Source organism: Streptomyces gamaensis, assembly GCF_042656465.1.
GTDB lineage: Bacteria > Actinomycetota > Actinomycetes > Streptomycetales > Streptomycetaceae > Streptomyces > Streptomyces gamaensis.
Genome location: NZ_JBHSPB010000001.1, coordinates 147,265 through 163,308 on the forward strand (window position 1 = coordinate 147,265; position 16,044 = coordinate 163,308).

Consider the following 16,044-nt stretch of genomic DNA (forward strand, 5'->3'; position numbering starts at 1 on the left):
GGCGCGGCACAGTCCGCCCCACCACCCGTGATCAACAGTCGGAACCGGTCATCCCGCCCCCTCGACCCCGCACTTGCCCCCACACTTGAACCCACTGGAGCAGGACGTTGACCCGTCAGGTGTTCCTCTACGACCCGCCGGACCGTTTCGTCGCCGGTACGGTCGGGCAGCCGGGCCGCCGCACCTTCTTCCTGCAAGCCTCCGCGGCCGGCCGCACCACCAGCGTGGTCCTGGAGAAGGCACAGGTCGAGGCGCTCGCCGAGCGCATCGACGAGCTGCTGGACGAGGTCGTGCGGCGCTCCGGCGGCAGCGCCCCGGTGCCCGCCGTCGCCCCCGCCGACGTCACCGACACCGCCCCGCTGGACACCCCGATCGACGAGGAGTTCCGCGTCGGCACGATGGCTCTGGCCTGGGACGGCGAGAGCGAGCGGATGATCGTCGAGGCGCAGGCGCTCGTCGAGCTCGAAGCGGACAGCGACGAGGACCTGGCCGCCGCCGAGGAACGGCTGCTGCACGACGAGGCCAACGGACCGCCCATGCTGCGCGTCCGGCTCACCGGCACCATGGCCCGCGCGTTCGCCAAACGCGCCCTGGAGGTCGTGGGCGCCGGCCGCCCCCCGTGCCCGCTGTGCAGCCTGCCGCTCGACCCGGAGGGACACGTATGCCCGCGACAGAACGGATACCGCCGCGGGATGTGACCCCGCACGAGCTGCTCGCGCTCGGCGAGCTCACCGTGCGCGGCCGGGTCCGCGAGGCGTCCAACGCCGTCCTGTACTGCACCGTCGCGTTCGAGGGCCACAGCGCCGCCTGCGTCTACAAACCCGTCGCCGGGGAACGCCCGCTGTGGGACTTCCCCGACGGCACCCTGGCCCAGCGCGAGGTCGCCGCCTACGAGCTGTCCGAGGCCATGGGCTGGGGCCTGATCCCGCCCACGGTGCTGCGCGACGGCCCCTACGGCCCCGGCATGTGCCAGCTGTGGATCGACCCGCCCGCCGAGGGCGAGGGCGACGGCGAGGGGCTGCTCGCCCTCGTCGACGGCGACGAGCCCGGCCCCGGCTGGAAGGCCGTCGGCTACGCGGACACCGGGCGGGAACGCCCCGCCCTGCTCGTCCACGCCGACGACGAACGGCTGCGCCGGCTCGCCGTCCTCGACGCCGTCATCAACAACGGCGACCGCAAGGGCGGCCATCTGCTGCCCGCCGCCGACGGCCGGATCTACGCCATCGACCACGGCGTCACCTTCAACGCCGACGACAAGCTGCGCACCCTGCTGTGGGGCTGGGCCGGCGAGCCCCTCACCGAGGAGGCCCTCGCGGCACTGCGACGGCTTTCGGCCGATCTGGCCGGAGGAAGGCCGCTCGCCGAGCGCCTCGCCGAACTCCTCACCCCCGCCGAGATCGACGCGCTGCGCGAGCGCGTCACGGAGCTGCTGCGCACCGGGCGGCACCGGGAGCCGAGCGGGCAGTGGCCCGCGATCCCCTGGCCACCGGTCTGAACCGCCCCGCACCGGACGGGTGCGACCTCACCGGGCACGACATCACGAGCACCACATCGGGGACCGCGCCATGCACAACATCAAAAACCGCGCAAGAGGGCCACTTCGGCCAACAGCCGGATCCGGTTCGTATCCGGAACGTGCATCCGGTTACGCTCGTGACATGCATGCCTGGCCCGCTTCTGAGGTGCCCGCCCTGCCCGGCAGTGGCCGCGACCTCCGGATCCACGACACCGCGACCGGTGGACGGGTGACCCTCGTCCCCGGCCCCGTCGCCCGCATCTATGTCTGCGGCATCACGCCGTACGACGCCACCCACATGGGACACGCGGCGACCTACAACGCGTTCGACCTCGTGCAGCGCGTGTGGCTCGACACCAAGCGGCAGGTTCACTACGTCCAGAACGTCACCGACATCGACGACCCGCTGCTGGAGCGGGCCGCCGCCAACGGCGACGACTGGGCCGCGCTCGCCGAGCGCGAGACCTCCCTCTTCCGCGAGGACATGACCGCCCTGCGGATGCTGCCGCCCCGGCACTACGTGGGCGCCGTGGAGTCCATACCCAAGATCGTCCCGCTCGTGGAGCGACTCCGCGAGCTCGGCGCCGCCTACGAGCTCGAAGGCGACATCTACTTCTCCGTGGCCGCCGACCCCGCCTTCGGCGGCGTCTCCCACCTCGACGCCGAGGCCATGCGGCTGCTGTCCGCCGAGCGCGGCGGCGACCCGGACCGCCCCGGCAAGAAGAACCCCCTCGACCCGCTGCTGTGGCTGGCCGCCCGCCCCGGCGAGCCCTCCTGGGACGGCGGCTCCCTCGGCCCCGGCCGCCCCGGCTGGCACATCGAGTGCGTCGCCATCGCCCTGGAGCACTTCGGCATGGGCTTCGACGTCCAGGGCGGCGGCTCCGACCTGGTCTTCCCGCACCACGAGATGGGCGCCTCGCACGCCCAGGCGCTCACCGGCGAGCACCCCTTCGCCAAGAGCTATGTGCACGCGGGCATGGTCGGCCTCCACGGCGAGAAGATGTCCAAGTCCAAGGGCAACCTCGTCTTCGTCTCGCGGCTGCGCCGCGACGGCGTCGACCCGGCCGCCATCCGCCTCACGCTCCTCGCCCACCACTACCGCGCCGACTGGGAGTGGACGGACGCGGTCCTGACCGAGGCCGTGGAACGGCTCGGCCGCTGGCGCGCCGCGGTCTCCCGCCCCGACGGCCCGCCCGCCGACGCCCTGGTCGAGGAGATCCGCGAGGCCCTCGCCGACGACCTCGACGCCCCCGCCGCCCTCGCGGCCGTCGACCGCTGGGCCGCCGCCCAGGCCGCCGGCGGCGGTACGGACACCGGGGCGCCCGGACTGGTCTCACGGGCCGTGGACGCGCTGCTGGGTGTGGCGCTGTAGGCCCAACTGTCTGTTTGCGAGGGGGCGTTCTCCGGTTCCGCCGGAGAACGCCCCCTCGCCGTACGCGCCGTACGCGCCGTACGCGCCGTACGGGCCATACGTACGGCCCGTCAGGCCCCGTACCGCTCGCGCAGCCGCTTGCGGTCCGGCTTGCCCATCGGCGTCAGCGGAATGTCCCCCACGACGTGGACCGCGCTCGGCACGTACATCCGCCCCCTGTGCTCGCCGACGAACTCCCGCACCCCGTCCGGGTCGGGACGGTCCCCCGGCGCGGGGACGAGCGCCGCGTGCACGTACTCGTTGTCGTCGGCGTCCCGCACCCCGAACACCGCGCACGCCGCCACCCCGGGGTAGGTGAGCAGCAGTTCCTCCAGCTCCGCCGGGTACACGTGACCGCCCACGACAATGATCATGTCCTTGATGCGGTCCACGACGAAGAGATAGCCCTTGTTGTCGAGGTAGCCCACGTCACCGGTGTGCACCCAGCCGTCCTTGAGGACCTGCGCGGTCAGCTCCGGCTGCTTCCAGTAGCCGCGCATGACGCCCTCGGAACGCACCGTGATCTCCCCCTCCTGCCCGGCGGGCAGCGGCGTGCCGTGCTCGTCACGGATGACCACCTCGACGTCGGACGCCGGCTTCCCGGCGGTGATCCGCCCGCCGTGCCCGGTCACCGCGTGCTCTTCCGGGGAGCACTGGGCGATCATCCCGGCCTCCGACTGACCGTACCCGCCGTACAGCACCGGCCCGAAGGCGGCCAGGGCCTCCCGCAGCCGGGTCGCGGAAGCGGAAGCGCCGCCGTAGGTGATCCGGCGGAGGCTGGAGAGGTCGGCGGCGGTCCGGTCCGGGTGGTCGATCAGCTGGTAGAGCTGCGGCGGTACGACCCAGAAGTGGGTGATCCGCTCACGTCCCACGGTGGCGAGCACGTTCCCGGCGTCGAACGAGCGGTGGATCACCACCGAACCCCCGTGGTACAGCGACCAGTCGGAGAAGAGACCGGCGACATGACCGAGCGGCGTGCACGCCAGATAGCGCGGCGGCTCGCCCATCCCGGGCATGGGACGGTCCAGGACGCTCCGGAAGGGGCCGTGGACCCAGCGGATCCCCTTGGGGACGCCGGTGGTTCCGCCGGTGTAGCGGATGCAGTAGTCGTCCTCGGGGCCGATGTCCGGTTCGGGGCGGCGGGCCTCGTGCCGCGCGGAGAGGGCGAGCAGGTCTTCGCCGAAGCCGGCTGTTCCGAGCGTGAGGACGTGGGGGACGTCGATCAGGGGCAGCAGGTGGGCGGCGTCGGCGTACCGGGTGGAGTCGACCACCAGCGCGGTGGTCTCGACACTCTCCACGATCCGGGCCAGCGTCTCGGGGGCCATACCGTCGTAGAGGTACACCATGCGTGCCCCGGTGAGATTCGCCGCGTACCGGGCGGCCAGGGCCTCCGGGGTGTTGCCGGTGAGCAGACAGACGGTCGAGCCCTTGCCGATACCTCTGGCCGCCAGCTCCGCGGTCATGCGGTACGTGTCGTCGCGGAACTGTCCGGCGGACAGGCGACGTCCGTCGGCGTCGGTGAGCGCGGGGCGCCCGGGGTCGCGGGAGAGGGCGTCGAGGACGGCTGAGGCGTAGTCGGTGAAGTGGTTCGCGTGCACGCGGCCACGCTAGGGGTGGTGGGGCGCGGGGTCGGTGACCGTGCGTCGGACGTGGGCGATTCCCTCGAAAATCAAGCCCGTCCGGCGATTGAGGACGAGCGGCGCAGCCGCGATGCGGGGGGTCCGGGGGCTTGCCCCCGGTTACGGGAAGGGGTGGGACTGGGGAAAAATCCACGCACCCACGCACCCAGTCCATGGCATCCGCACCCCCACCGCGCTATGCACCCCGCATGAGGAAACCGCTGAGAGCGCCCCGCCTGAGAGCCGCCGCCATCATCGGCGCCCTGCTCGCCGGGCTGACCGGAACCGGAACCGGAGGCCACGCGGCGGCCGCGGAACCCACCACCGTCGGCGAAGTCACCGGAGTCACCCCCGACGGCCCCCACTACCGTCTGACGGCCGGCCCCGCCCAGGCCCGCATCGGCTTCGTCACCCCGGAGACCGTACGCATCGAACTCGCCCCCGACGGCACCTTCACCGACCCCACCGGAAAGGACATCGTCCTGCCGCAGGGCAGCCCGCCCCCGACCCGCTGGCGCGACCGCGGTGACCGGTACGAACTGAGCACGTCCCGGGCGACGTTACGCGCGTACAAGCACCCGCTGCGCTTCGCGCTGTACCGGGCCGACGGCACCCGCATCTGGTCCGAGACGAAGGGCCTGAGCTGGGACGCGGAGCAGACCGTACAGACCCTCGCGCGCGGCCCGCGCGAGCAGTTCTACGGCGCCGGCATGCAGAACGGGCGCGGCAACACCTCCCACCGGGGCAAGAGCGTCGAGGTCGGCGTCGACTACAACTGGAACGACGGCGGCCACCCCAACTCCGTGCCGTTCTACCTCTCCTCGGCCGGCTACGGCGTCTACCGCAATACGTACGCCCCCGGCACGTACGCCTTCACCGACCCGGTGACCGCCGCGCACAAGGAACGCCGCTTCGACGCCTACTACTTCGCGGGCCCGACAGCGAAAGACGTCATAGGCCAGTACACGCGGCTGACCGGCAAGCCGTTCCTGCCGCCGCTGTACGGCCTGGAAATAGGCGATTCGGACTGCTACTTGCATAACGCCAACCGGGGCGAACGCCACACCCTCGATGCCCTGAAAGTCGCCGACGGCTATGTCGAACACGACATGCCCGGCGGCTGGATGCTCGTCAACGACGGCTACGGCTGCGGCTACGAAAACCTCACCGAGGTCAACAAGGGCCTGGCCGCGCGCGACATGAAAATGGGCCTGTGGACCCAGGACGGCCTCGCGAAACTCGCCGAACAGGTCAAGGCGGGACAGCGGGTGGCGAAACTGGACGTCGCCTGGGTCGGCGACGGCTACAAATTCGCCCTCGACGGCTGCAAGGACGCCTACCGCGGCATCGAGGCCAACAGCGACGCGCGTGGCTTCACTTGGGCCCCTGAGAGCTGGTCCGGCGCCCAGCGCTGCGGGGTGCAATGGTCCGGCGACCAGAAGGGCAGCTGGGACTACATCCGCTGGCAGATCCCGACCTACGCGGGTGCGACGATGTCCGGCTTGGCCTACACCACGGGTGACGTCGACGGAATCTTCGCGGGCAGCCCGAAGACGTACGCCCGTGATCTGCAGTGGAAGTCCTTCCTCCCCGCCGTGATGACGATGGACGGCTGGGCGCCGAGCGACAAGCAGCCTTACCGGTACGGGGAGCCGTATACGTCCATCAACCGCAAGTATCTGAAGCTCAAGGAGTCGCTGCTGCCGTACATGTACACGTACGCGGCCGAGGCGACGCGGACGGGGGTGGGCCCGGTACGGCCGCTGGCGCTGGAGTACCCGAACGACCCGGTCGCGTCGACCGATGCCGCCAAGTACGAATTCCTCACGGGGGAGTACTTCCTGGTGGCCCCCGTCTACGAGGACTCGGACGAACGCAACGGCATCTACCTGCCGAAGGGCACCTGGACCGACTACTGGACGGGCCGCACGTACGAGGGTCCGACGACGGTCAATCACTACCGGGCGCCGCTCGACACGCTCCCGCTGTTCGTGAAGGCGGGAGCCAACATCCCGATGTGGCCGGGGATCCGCTCGTACCAGGACCGGGGTGCGGATTCGCCGCTGGCGTGGGACGTGTACCCGCGCGCGGGCAGCTCGTCCTTCACACTTTACGAAGACGACGGCGTCACACGGGCCCACCGCTCGGGCGCGTACGCCCAGCAGAAGCTGACGGTACGGTCCGCGCGTGGCGGCCTCGCGCTTGAACTGGGGGCGCTGCGAGGCCATTTCTCGGGCAAGCAGACGGCACGGCCGTACGCGTTCACGGTCCACACGGCCTCGGTGCCGCGCACGGTGACGCTCGACGGCCGTACCCTGCCGCGCCTGGCGTCCAAAGACGCCTACGACAAGGCTGTACAGGGCTGGTGGTACGACCCGGACGACCGGGGCGGCGTCCTGCACGTGAAGACGGGGCCGCTGGCGACGGACAGAGAGGCCGTGCTGAAGGTCAGGTAGTTGCCGTCAACTGTCGGGGGCGACCGCACTGGCAGTAGGTATGCTGGCCAAGGCGGTTACCGGAGGAGATTCATGAGTCGCCCGCTGCTGTTCCTCGACGTCGACGGCCCGCTGAACCCTTACGCGGCGCAACCGGAGAGGCGCCCCCACGGCTACACAACTCTTCGCGTACCGCATCGGCAACCGAACGCCTGGGAACTCGGCCGCCTCCGCACCCGACTGCTCCGCGTGTGGCTCAACCCTGCCCACGGGAAAGCGCTGCTGTCCCTCGGCTACGACCTGTGCTGGGCCACCACCTGGATGAGCGACGCGAACAGGTGGATAGCCCCAACCCTCGGCCTGCCCGAGCTGCCCTACGTGGACTTCGGCGAGGCCCTGTTCCGCGAGCGCCCGGACACAATCCACTGGAAAACCGGCCCGCTGGTGGCCTACGCCGCCGGCCGTCCTTTCGCCTGGGTGGATGATGAGCAGAGCGATGCGGATCATGCGTACGTCGCCACGCATCACGGCAGCCACGCACTGCTCCATCACGTGAATCCACGGATTGGTCTGAAGGATGCGGATTTCGCGGCCTTGGCGGGCTTCGCGGAATCCTTGACGGTCTGAGAACGCGACAGACTCGCGGAGTCCTGAGCGCGACTGGGCAGTTGTGTTCAGGGCGAAGGAGCCTTCGGCGGGGCCGGCGCGGTGTCCCGTTGCCGGGGATGGCCGCACCGGCAGTCGCAGCGGAGGCGTTCGACGGGGTGTACGTGGGGTGGGGCGCCGATGATGCGGACGTCGGTGTTGCCGTGGCAGAAGGCGTGCTGGGCGAGGCGGCATTCGGGTGTGGTGTAGCCGGTCATCGACATGGGGTGGACCGCCGTTCCAGCGCGTTGCGCAGGTCGTCCGCAGCGGTAAGGACGCGGCGCTGGGCGCTACTGGTGTCGGGGAGGATCCACGTCCGGTCATTGACGTACCTTCCGGGTGCGGGCGCCAGCAGTTCCCAGCCTGCGAAGCGGACGGTGACCCCGGCCACCCCGGCGACCCGGTATCCCGTACGCAAGGGAAGGAGCCACCACGTGGCTCGTTGCGCGCCGCTCATGAGGTAGGGGCCGATGTGGTGTCCAGCCTCCTTGAGGCGGATCAGTGCCGTGCGGGCACTCTCGAAGTCGACCTCTGCCAAGTCCCATTGTTTGCCGACAACCAGTGGGGTGGCTCGGCCAGCTGCCCACTGCTCGGCTGCGGCACGGGGGCAAGCGGCTGCTCGCACGAGCCATTGAGCTGTGGCCGCCCTGGGCCTGGCTTTCTCTCCTGGGGTTGGTTCGGGTGTCTGCTCCGCAGGATCTCTCATGGCATCAGAACACCCTCGGGCAGGCTGATGGACCAGGCCGGACACGAGGCCGATCGCAAGGACATCTTGGAGGACATTTCTCAACTCCCCAGGCAAATAAAGGACTACGGTGATCTGAGGTATTGGTGTGGGGAGGAGCCATGACCGGCCAGCCCGGCAATCCGGCCTTCGTGCGGGCGCGCATCGAGCAAGGGATCCATACGCAAGAGGAGTTCGTTGAAGCGTTCGAGCGGGCGGCGGACGACTTGGGAATCAAGGTGACGGTCTCTGTTCGCCAGGTACGCCGTTGGGAGTCCAAGCGGCCCGGCTGGCCGCACCCTGCCGCACGGACAGTGCTGCAGGCACTGCTTCGGCGACCAGTCGAAGAGCTGGGGTTCAGGCGACCCGTACGCAAAGGCGTGGAGCTGGAACGAGACGAGATGTCGCAGGATGGCCCTGTGAAGAGGCGCGACTTCGTGACGTACTCGCTTGTGGCGGCCGGCGCCGCGGGGTTACCCGCTTCGGCTGGCGAACTCCTTGCTGCCGCGGGCTCGGATCCCTTGGACGAACTGCGGAACGTGCTTACAGGGGCTGTAGCGTGTGCGGGCGAGCCGGACAGCCCCGAGCGGTTGGTACGAGCAGCGGTCGCCGCGAAGAGGCAAGTGCAGAAGTGCGGCTACGCAGGACTGACGACGAGCCTTCCGGGGCTGCTCGCCGGGCTGGAGTACCGGCGTGCATCGTCCGAGGAGCAGCGCCGGATCGACCGTGTGGCGGTGGACGCGTACCACGTAGCAGCCTCAGTGCTGTTGAAGAGAGGCGACGCGTCGTCGGCTTGGATTGCTGCGGAACGGGCCATGGCGGCGGCTCGCAGAACAGAAGAACCTTGTGCCGTCGCTTCGGCAGCGCGCAGCCTGGCGCATGCGGTGGCTGCTGTCGGACACTTCCGTCAAGGGGTAGCGGTTGCCGTACGTGGAGCCGATGAGATCTCCGGCGCCGTGGCCCGGTCGAGCCCCGATGTGGTTGCGGTCTTCGGTGCGCTGCTGCTCAGGGGAGCGTGGGCGGCATCGGCGGCGAACGATCGGGACACGGCTGAGGCTCTTCTGGATGATGCTGAACGGGCAGCCGGATTGGTCGAGGAGAACAACCGCCAGTGGACTGCCTTCGGCCCGAACAACGTGCTGCTCCACAGGGTTTCCATCGCGCTTACTCTTGGCGATGCGGGCAGAGCGCTTTCCGAAGCGCGGAGGGTGAGCGTCGGGACATTGGCCGTTGCCGAGCGGCGGGCAGTTTTCTGGATGGACGTGGCCCGGGCACTGCATGTCTGTGGGAGGAGTGAGAAGGCCACAGCAGCGCTGCTGGCGGCGGAGAGAGAAGCTCCGGAGGAAGTGCGGTCTCGTACTGTTGCACGTGAACTGATTGGGGACTTGCTGATGCGTGATCGACATGGTCATTTGCCTGCACTGCGTTCCCTGGCCTCCCGGGCGCGGGTGACGGTATGACCGGTCGTCCCGTGCTGTATGTCGTCATCTGCGCCGCAGGACCGGCGCGCGACGCGGCCAAGCTGGTCGGCGCCGCGGTGGATCGTGGCTGGGATGTGTGCGTGATTGCCACACCGGCTGCCGTCGACGGCGAGTTCATCGATCGGCAGGCTCTGGAGGCCATCTCTGGCCGTCCGGTGCGCAGTAGTTGGCGCCGCTCCGGGGAGGAGCAGCGCAACCCGCCGGCGGATGCCGTCGTCGTGGCTCCGATGACGATGAACACCGTCAACAAGTGGGCCGCCGGTATCGCCGATACCTACGCCCTCGGGCTCGTGGCGGAAGCTGTGGGCCTGGGGCTTCCTGTTGTCGCTCTGCCGTTCTGGTCCACGGCGCTTGATGTTCATCCGGCCACGCGGCGTGCGATTGACACTTTGCGTGCCACGGGAGTTCGGGTGTTGTACGGCGAGGGGGAGTGGGTGCCGCATCTTCCTGGAACCGGTGGTGAGCGTCTGGCCTCCTATCCGTGGAGCTCGGTGTTGGATGCGGTATCGGCACGCCTGGGCCCGGTACGTCCGTAAACATGCCCCTTGTGCAGGCCGGCTGATGTAAGGAGTTCTGCCATGACCGCCATCGCTGTCACCGGCCACATGGACCTCACCGACTCGACGGTCGAACTGGTGTGGTCCGCCCTGCGGGAACTGATCCGTCAGCACGCGGACGGTCAACTAGTCGGCATTTCCTGCCTCGCTCGTGGTGCCGACAGCCTCTTCGCCGATTTGATCCTCGAAGCCAGTGGTCGGCTGGTCGTGCTCCTGCCTTCCAGTGACTACCGGCAGGCGAAGGTGAAGCCTGATCATGCTCCGCTCTTCGACCGTCTTGTGGAAGCCGCTGCCGAGGTGGTTCTCATGCCGTATGAGACCGCGAACCGTGAGGCGTACGAGGCTGCCAACCAGGCATTGTTGAAGCGGGCTGAACGCGTGGTCGCGGTGTGGGACGGCCGGCCGTCATCGGGCAGGGGCGGCACGGCCGACGTGGTCGCGCAGGCTCGCGTGGCCGGGCTGCCAGTCGACGTTGTATGGCCCGACGGCGCGAGTCGTCGTCGCTGAAAGATGAATGCGCCCCGTTCCCCACAACTCATCGACGCGCCCGGGCTGTTCGTCTGCGTTGCTGTCCTAGCCCAGAGGGTGTTCCGGCTACTGGGCCACGCTCATGAGGAACATGTGGATCTCGGCGGCGAAGTTGCGCATCTCTTCGCCGGCCGCGTGCACGGTGGTGGTCTCGAAATGCCATGCCTCGGACGGCGGTCGGTCGTGGATCCCCCACGTCAGATGGACGTAGCCGCCGGGGCGGTGCTCCGCTGAGAGGGTCAGATCGTGTTCGAGGGAGCGCCAGGTGCGCGCCCCTTCCCAGCCGCGGAAGTCCTCGGCCAGGGAGGAGAGGAAGGTGTGGAGGCCGTCGCCGTGCAAGGTTCGTACCAGGGTTTCTATGCTCACCCATTCCCCGTGCGCCTTCACGAGGAAGTCGAGTATCGGGTCGTCCCCGAACGGCCTTGTCGGCTCGCAGAACAGCAGGCGGACGGGGCGCGGCCCGGGGTCCCCTACCCGGACCGCAGGTCGGCCGGTATCGTCGAATTCGATCACGTGAACAGGTTAGAGGACTGGTCTGGGCGGCCGACCCATCGCTCTAAAAGTGCTCCGGGTCACATACCCTGCTGGCTCGCTGGAACTCGTGGACCACGTGGATCTCGCCCACGATGTGGGAGTTGAACTCGTCGAGTTCCTCTGCCGGTACCCACAGCTCCAGGATCGTTCGCCCGCCTGCCTGCTGTATGGGGTACCGGCTCAAGAACTCCGACTCGACCTCGAAACGGGTGACGAAGCCGGCGCCGTCGTGCTTGACGTTCCAGTCCCGGGCGATCTGCACGGCGTAGTCCTCGTTGAGGACGGGATAGAAGATCGGCTGCTCCGGCAGCCGGGGCGGCCAGGCACGCCAGTTGAGCTCCCGGACCAGTTCCAGCTCCTTGGGGCCGGTGGGGCGCCACAGGGTGGTTGTTGTCGGGTGCTGGGCGGTCATCGGAACGCTTCCTGGACTCAGTGAGTTGGGATCTCCGGTGCGGCTGACCGGGAGACCGGACGATACCGGTAGGCCGGGTACAACTGCCACGCGGTTTTGAACCAGTCCGACCAGCAGAACCGGAGAGAGCCCCATGGCTGCTGAACAACCGCCGTACATGCGCGTTGCAGACGACGTGCGCCGTCGGATCGCCGCAGGCGAGTGGTGCGCGGGAGAGCGCTTGCCCTCGCGGGCCCGGCTCGCCGTTGAGTACGGCGTGGGTGCCAACGTCCTGCAGAAGGCGCAGGAACGCCTCATCATCGAGGGTCTGTTGGAGGGACGCGCCGGATCAGGGACGTATGTGCGGGAGCCGCGCGAGCGGTTGCGCATGGTTCGCTCCCGCCATCGGGAGATGCGGCACGACTCGCCGTTCCGGTCCGACATGCGCGAGCGGGGCTGTCACGGTTCCTGGGAGTCCCACTCCGAGGCACGAGTCGCGGCACCCGAGCGCATCGCGCGGCGCTTGGCGATCGAGCCGGGCGAGCTCTGCGTTCGTACGGTCTACGAGTTCCTCGCGGACGGACGCCCGGTGCAGCTGTCCGAGAGCTGGGAACCCATGGCGATCACCGGGGACACCCCGATCGTGCTCCCCGAGCTGGGCCCGTTCGCGGGGATGGGTGTTGTCGAGCGGATGCGTTCCATCGGAGTCGTCATCGGCACGGCTGTTGAAGTGCCGCGTCCAGCCCGCGCGACCCAGGCGCAGGCGAACCTGTTGGGGATCAGTCTTGGCGATCTCGTCATTGAGATCGAGCGGACCTACTACGACACGGACGGCCGTCCGGTCGAGACCGCCGACATTGTGGTGCCCGACGTGCGATGGGAAATCGCCTACGAGATCGCGATCGAGCAGCCTGAGAGTTGACGCGGGGCGGGTCTCGTACCGTTGCATGCGAACTGATTCGGAGGCTTGCTTGATGGTCGATCGAAACGGACGCCTGCGCTCCCTGGCCTCCCGGGCGCAGGTGGCCGTATGACCAGTCGTCCCAGCTGTACGTCGTCGTCTGCGCCGCAGGTCCTGCCCTCGACCCGGTCGTGTGGGGCACCGAGACGTCGATGACCGCCGAGGCGTCCCCGCTGCGGACCGCCCCCGTCCGGCGGGACGAGACCGGGACCAGGGTGTTCTCCTGGACGACCTCCACACGGGCCCTCCACGCCCGGTACCGTCTCGAATGGCGCTTCCGGGCCCGGCCCGAACCCAAGGCGACCGACAGGGAGTTGACGTGACAACGGTGCGGCCCAGCGAGCAGATGCGAGACCTCGGCGTCGTGCAGTGCGGCGCCCCCGTCCTCGCCGAGGCCGCCCGGCCCTTCGACCTGCCCGCCGAGAATGACACCGCCGAGCAGACCGTCGAAACGCTGTTCGCGGCGATGGAACGAATCGCGCGCGTGCACCCCTTCGCCAAAGGCATGGGAATCGCGGCCCCGCAGATCGGCACAAGCCGGGCGGCGGCCGTCGTCCAGCCGGCCGAACCCGCCGCTGCGGCGATCGTCCTGCTCAACCCCCGCATCACCGACCGCTCACAGGAGATGGACGAGCAGTACGAGGGCTGCCTGAGCTTCTTCGACGTCCGCGGCATGGTTCCTCGCCCCCTGACGATCACGGTGGTGACCACCGAGCTGGACGGCACCGAGGTGACCACGGTCTACGAGCGCGGGCTGGCCCGGCTCGTCGCCCACGAGATCGACCACCTCGACGGCCTGCTCTACACCGCCCGCATGCGGCCCGGAGTCGAACCGATCCCGGTGGAGGAGTACCGGCAGACCGGCCGCGCGTGGGCGTACGACCAATAGCCCCCCGTCGCCCGTGCCCTGTGCCCGGCAGTAGAGCGCACCTGGTCCTTCTCCACCATCGTCACTCCGCGGATGCGGGTCGCTGGAGTCGTCCACTGGCCCGGTGGTACCCGGGTATCACCGCACGCCTGCCCCGAGCTGGGCGGGAATGCGGCTGGCCCGCAGTTCGCGCAGGTCCGGGATGTGGTTGTAGAGCGTGCCCGGGGAGACGCCGAGCATCTTGTCGACCACGGTGGGCCGGCCGCCAACTGAGGCTGTGCGGTGGCTGCCGCTCACGGATCGAGAGCGCTTCGGCTGTCTGGTCGGCGGGCGGCGCGGAGAGCCGTGGCTTACCATTCCGCCTTGGTCATGACCGGCAGTCGAGGAGGCGTAAGTGGGGGAACACAGCGGCGAGGAAGGCCAGACGGTGGCGCCTGATGGGACATTCATGGCGTTGCCCGACCGCACTGCGGATGACAGAGCCGAATTCCACAGTTGCCTGGTCGAGTTGTTTCGGCTCATGGGGGATCAGCCACCCCCCAGGGGGAAGGACGACGAGGATGCGGCATGGGCGTGGGAATCCGAGGCCCGGAAGAGGCTGCGGGAGGGGCTGGAGGATCGGCAGCTTCCGGAGCGGTGGTTCGATCCGCTCGTCCGGACAGCGGTCCTTGACCCGAACCCGAGCTTCAATCGCCAGTTCGTCGAGCCCGCCGTGGATTCGTTCGGGCGCCGCAGGGTGCTGACCGTACTGCTTCAGTACCTGCGCACGGGCACGAACCAGGAGCGCGCCGGGGCCGCTCGCGCCTGGTACTGGGCGCAGGTAAGTGTGAGCTTCACCGGCAAGGACAGCGCCGGGAAGTGGATTCTCACGCCGGAGAGTCAGGCCGAAGTCGACGCGGTGGCGGATCTGAGTGCTGAATGGAGCGAGGCCACGCTGCGGGAGTTCGTGGCGAACGACGACCTTGATGTCCGGTGCTGCATTCTTCCCGGGCTTTCGCTCAAGCCGGAGCGTCATCCGGCGGAGCTGCACGGCCTGGTCGCCGAGGCGGTGCACATCGCTCGCACGCACCCTGACGGGTACCTGCGGCACAGGGTGGAACACCAGGTTTGAGCGAACGCGCCCGGCGCACCCCGCAACTCGCAGGCGCACCCGGCGCGTTCACCGTCACTGACGGAAGGTCAGGCGTCCTCCCCGCCCGACCCCTCCGCATCCTCCTCCGGCTTCGCCGGCTCCTCGTCCTTCGAGCGCTGGCGCGGCGGCTGGGGACGGTTGCCGGGAGTCTCCCGCAGGTACGAGCCGTCGCCGGAACCCGGACCCGCACTACCCGGACCGTCCCCGCGCCCCCCGGAACCCGGACCCGGGCCCGTACCGGAACCGCCGGCCCCCGACCCCGGCAGGCCCGCCTGTCCGTCCCGGCGTCGCAGATACCTCTCGAATTCCCGGGCGATCGCCTCGCCCGACGCCTCCGGGAGTTCGGCCGTGTCGCGGGCCTCCTCCAGGGTCTGGACGTATTCGGCCACCTCGCGGTCCTCGGCCGCCAGCTGGTCCACGCCCAGCTGCCAGGCCCGGGCGTCCTCGGGGAGTTCGCCCAGGGGGATGCGCAGGTTGATCAGGTCCTCCAGGCGGTTGAGGAGGGCCAGGGTGGCCTTCGGGTTGGGTGGCTGGGAGACGTAGTGGGGGACGGCCGCCCACAGGCTCACCGCGGGGATGCCCGCGTGTGCGCAGGCCTCTTGCAGGATGCCGACGATGCCGGTCGGGCCCTCGTAGCGGGACTCCTCCAGATCCATGGTGCGGGCCACGTCCGCGTCGGAGGTGACGCCGGTCACCGGCACGGGCCGGGTGTGCGGGGTGTCCCCGAGGAGCGAGCCCAGCACGACCACCAGCTCCACGCCCAGCTCGTGGGCGAAGCCGAGGATCTCGTTGCAGAACGAGCGCCAGCGCATGCTCGGCTCGATGCCGCGGACCAGTACCAGGTCGCGCGGCTCGGTCCCCCCGGTGCGGACGACCGACAGCCGGGTCGTCGGCCAGGTGACCTTGCGGACCCCGCCGTCCAGCCAGATGGTCGGGCGGTTGACCTGGAAGTCGTAGTAGTCCTCGGCGTCGAGCGCCCCGAAGACCTCGCCCTTCCACTCCCGGTCCAGGTGCGCGACCGCGCTGGAGGCGGCGTCCCCGGCGTCGTTCCAGCCCTCGAAGGCACAGATCATGACCGGGTCGATCAGCTCGGGAACCCCCTCAAGCTCGATCACCCAGCGCCTCCTTCCGACCGGGGCGGACGGGCCGTACCACCGGTTGCAGTTCCGTGCAGTTCTGTCGCATACGTTCCTCACGTGCGCACGCGTTTGTCGCGCGTGTCTTGCGCGCCCCCAAGACTAC

Annotated in this window: 18 protein-coding genes; 12 read left to right on the plus strand and 6 right to left on the minus strand. The window is 69.4% G+C overall.

The features are described from left to right. Positions 1–107 precede the first annotated feature (107 nt). The 3 genes from ACFP1Z_RS00605 (at position 108) to mshC (ending at position 2,888) form a co-directional block, all read left to right on the plus strand. Positions 108–698, plus strand: coding sequence for a DUF3090 domain-containing protein (locus ACFP1Z_RS00605; RefSeq protein WP_390313644.1), 591 nt, complete (start codon positions 108–110; stop codon positions 696–698). Next, positions 662–1,495 (plus strand): SCO1664 family protein, encoded by an 834-nt coding sequence (locus ACFP1Z_RS00610; protein WP_390313645.1) that lies wholly within the window; start codon positions 662–664, stop codon positions 1,493–1,495. The genes ACFP1Z_RS00605 and ACFP1Z_RS00610 overlap by 37 nt, the downstream gene beginning before the upstream one ends. A 163-nt stretch (positions 1,496–1,658) precedes the next feature. Then, positions 1,659–2,888 carry a cysteine--1-D-myo-inosityl 2-amino-2-deoxy-alpha-D-glucopyranoside ligase gene (gene mshC, locus ACFP1Z_RS00615; protein WP_390313646.1) on the plus strand — a complete coding sequence of 410 codons (1,230 nt, stop codon included), beginning with the start codon at positions 1,659–1,661 and terminating at the stop codon, positions 2,886–2,888. Positions 2,889–2,998: 110 nt separating this feature from the next. On the opposite strand, the gene ACFP1Z_RS00620 is transcribed toward mshC, so the two are convergent. Continuing rightward, on the minus strand, positions 2,999–4,525 hold the full coding sequence (locus tag ACFP1Z_RS00620; protein ID WP_390313647.1) for an AMP-binding protein: 1,527 nt from the start codon (positions 4,523–4,525) through the stop codon (positions 2,999–3,001). Positions 4,526–4,755: 230 nt separating this feature from the next. Between ACFP1Z_RS00620 and ACFP1Z_RS00625 the strand changes: the two genes are divergently transcribed. Continuing rightward, on the plus strand, positions 4,756–7,002 hold the full coding sequence (locus tag ACFP1Z_RS00625) for a glycoside hydrolase family 31 protein (RefSeq protein ID WP_390313648.1): 2,247 nt from the start codon (positions 4,756–4,758) through the stop codon (positions 7,000–7,002). Positions 7,003–7,074: 72 nt separating this feature from the next. Further along, positions 7,075–7,608, plus strand: coding sequence for a hypothetical protein (locus ACFP1Z_RS00630; protein WP_390313649.1), 534 nt, complete (start codon positions 7,075–7,077; stop codon positions 7,606–7,608). A 232-nt stretch (positions 7,609–7,840) separates the two neighbouring features. Here ACFP1Z_RS00630 and ACFP1Z_RS00635 read toward each other — a convergent pair whose 3' ends face one another. After that, the gene (locus ACFP1Z_RS00635) at positions 7,841–8,164 is read right to left on the minus strand and encodes a hypothetical protein (protein WP_390313650.1); all 324 of its coding nucleotides are present in this window, start codon (positions 8,162–8,164) and stop codon (positions 7,841–7,843) included. Positions 8,165–8,472: 308 nt separating this feature from the next. Between ACFP1Z_RS00635 and ACFP1Z_RS00640 the strand changes: the two genes are divergently transcribed. The 3 genes from ACFP1Z_RS00640 to ACFP1Z_RS00650 are packed head-to-tail and all read left to right on the plus strand — an operon-like array spanning position 8,473 to position 10,895. Further along, positions 8,473–9,810, plus strand: coding sequence for a hypothetical protein (locus tag ACFP1Z_RS00640; protein ID WP_390313651.1), 1,338 nt, complete (start codon positions 8,473–8,475; stop codon positions 9,808–9,810). Continuing rightward, on the plus strand, positions 9,807–10,367 hold the full coding sequence (locus tag ACFP1Z_RS00645; RefSeq protein ID WP_390313652.1) for a flavoprotein: 561 nt from the start codon (positions 9,807–9,809) through the stop codon (positions 10,365–10,367). Before ACFP1Z_RS00640 ends, ACFP1Z_RS00645 begins: the two co-directional genes overlap by 4 nt. Positions 10,368–10,409: 42 nt before the next feature. Further along, positions 10,410–10,895: a hypothetical protein gene (locus tag ACFP1Z_RS00650; RefSeq protein WP_390313653.1), complete on the plus strand. Its 486-nt coding sequence runs from the start codon at positions 10,410–10,412 to the stop codon at positions 10,893–10,895. 87 nt (positions 10,896–10,982) lie between these two features. Here the strand turns inward: ACFP1Z_RS00650 and ACFP1Z_RS00655 are convergent, their stop codons facing one another. Continuing rightward, complete coding sequence (locus tag ACFP1Z_RS00655; RefSeq protein WP_390313655.1) at positions 10,983–11,429, minus strand: DUF6228 family protein; 447 nt, start codon at positions 11,427–11,429, stop codon at positions 10,983–10,985. A 43-nt stretch (positions 11,430–11,472) separates the two neighbouring features. Beyond that, the gene (locus ACFP1Z_RS00660) at positions 11,473–11,862 is read right to left on the minus strand and encodes a hypothetical protein (protein ID WP_390313656.1); all 390 of its coding nucleotides are present in this window, start codon (positions 11,860–11,862) and stop codon (positions 11,473–11,475) included. Between the two features lie 133 nt (positions 11,863–11,995). Here ACFP1Z_RS00660 and ACFP1Z_RS00665 point away from each other — a divergent pair, with 133 nt between their 5' ends. From ACFP1Z_RS00665 to ACFP1Z_RS00675, 3 genes are all read left to right on the plus strand, one after another. After that, complete coding sequence (locus ACFP1Z_RS00665; RefSeq protein WP_390313657.1) at positions 11,996–12,763, plus strand: GntR family transcriptional regulator; 768 nt, start codon at positions 11,996–11,998, stop codon at positions 12,761–12,763. Positions 12,764–12,954: 191 nt separating this feature from the next. After that, complete coding sequence (locus ACFP1Z_RS00670; protein WP_390313658.1) at positions 12,955–13,125, plus strand: hypothetical protein; 171 nt, start codon at positions 12,955–12,957, stop codon at positions 13,123–13,125. After that, on the plus strand, positions 13,122–13,691 hold the full coding sequence (locus ACFP1Z_RS00675) for a peptide deformylase (protein WP_390313659.1): 570 nt from the start codon (positions 13,122–13,124) through the stop codon (positions 13,689–13,691). Before ACFP1Z_RS00670 ends, ACFP1Z_RS00675 begins: the two co-directional genes overlap by 4 nt. 117 nt (positions 13,692–13,808) lie before the next feature. Here the strand turns inward: ACFP1Z_RS00675 and ACFP1Z_RS00680 are convergent, their stop codons facing one another. Next, positions 13,809–13,967, minus strand: a complete 159-nt coding sequence (locus ACFP1Z_RS00680) for a hypothetical protein (RefSeq protein WP_390313660.1) — start codon at positions 13,965–13,967, stop codon at positions 13,809–13,811. A gap of 97 nt (positions 13,968–14,064) precedes the next feature. Here ACFP1Z_RS00680 and ACFP1Z_RS00685 point away from each other — a divergent pair, with 97 nt between their 5' ends. After that, positions 14,065–14,781 carry a hypothetical protein gene (locus ACFP1Z_RS00685; protein ID WP_390313661.1) on the plus strand — a complete coding sequence of 239 codons (717 nt, stop codon included), beginning with the start codon at positions 14,065–14,067 and terminating at the stop codon, positions 14,779–14,781. Positions 14,782–14,849: 68 nt separating this feature from the next. On the opposite strand, the gene ACFP1Z_RS00690 is transcribed toward ACFP1Z_RS00685, so the two are convergent. Then, a complete protein-coding gene (locus ACFP1Z_RS00690; protein ID WP_390313662.1) occupies positions 14,850–15,917 on the minus strand; it encodes a PAC2 family protein in 1,068 nt (355 codons plus the stop codon). Positions 15,918–16,044 lie beyond the last annotated feature (127 nt).